This window comes from Vibrio sp. 2130-1, assembly GCF_033339515.1.
In genome coordinates this window covers 1-518 of the sequence record NZ_JAWOUT010000730.1, presented here as the reverse complement: position 1 = coordinate 518, position 518 = coordinate 1, and the positions used below count along the sequence as shown (strand labels likewise).

Annotated in this window: 1 protein-coding gene and 1 pseudogene; one reads left to right on the top strand and one right to left on the bottom strand. The window is 42.5% G+C overall.

The features are described 5' to 3' along the window. A pseudogene (locus tag R7Q09_RS28395) lies at positions 1-176 on the top strand (1-acyl-sn-glycerol-3-phosphate acyltransferase); the annotation flags it as partial. 74 nt (positions 177-250) lie between these two features. Here R7Q09_RS28395 and R7Q09_RS28390 read toward each other — a convergent pair. Continuing rightward, positions 251-518 (bottom strand): Rid family detoxifying hydrolase (locus R7Q09_RS28390; protein WP_225466877.1); only part of this gene is annotated, 268 nt, incomplete at its 5' end.

Sequence of the window (518 nt, the reverse complement as noted above, 5' to 3'; positions counted from 1 at the left end):
ACATTAAACTTAACCGCTGGAACAATGGTCATGTGATTGTTGAAATGTTGCCACCGGTGAGCACTGAAGGTTACGGTAAAGATGGCATCCGTGAACTCGCAAATGTATGCCGCGAGCAGATGAAGGAAAAGCTAGAAGAGCTGGATGAAGAAGTAAAACAGCGTAACGCCGCTTAAACGGGTTAAACACCGAATACAAAAATGGGTAGCTAAGGCTACCCATTTTTTATTCATTCAATCTGATATCGCAATTATTTGCGAACCGCGATTGCTTCAATTTCGATACCTACGTCTTTTGGTAGACGTGCAACTTCAACACAAGAGCGAGCAGGGTAGTTTGCTACTTCGTGCTCATCAAAGAATTTGCCGTACACTTCGTTTACTGTACCGAAGTCGTTTAGATCTTTAACGAAAACCGTCATTTTTACAATGTCTGACACTTTAAGACCAGATGCTTCAACAACCGCTTTAACGTTGTCTAGAGATTGACGAGCTTGTTCTGCGATATCAGCAGACACT